The 217-nt window shown below is 47.5% G+C and carries 1 protein-coding gene; it reads left to right on the top strand.

What is annotated here, in order from left to right; all coding sequences use genetic code 11:
- Positions 1-196: IS30 family transposase (locus tag GKAS_RS24465; RefSeq protein WP_167540438.1), on the top strand; the 196-nt coding region annotated here is incomplete at its 5' end.
- Positions 197-217 lie beyond the last annotated feature (21 nt).

The following is a 217-nucleotide window of genomic DNA, read 5'->3' on the forward strand; positions in this document are numbered from 1 at the left end:
CCCCTGGCAACGCGGCTCAAATGAAAATACAAACAGATTACTCAGACAGTATTTTCCAAAAGGAACTGACTTATCGGTTCACAGCCAGCAAAGACTAAACAGTGTTGCCAGACAGCTCAACGAGAGGCCGAGAAAAACGCTAGACTATGAATCACCCGCAGAGCGGTTCAATCAATGTGTTGCATCCATCGGTTGAACTCACAGCCAAAAGCGGACG

Origin of the sequence: Kluyvera ascorbata ATCC 33433 (genome assembly GCF_000735365.1) — a bacterium.
In the GTDB taxonomy this organism is placed as follows: domain Bacteria; phylum Pseudomonadota; class Gammaproteobacteria; order Enterobacterales; family Enterobacteriaceae; genus Kluyvera; species Kluyvera ascorbata.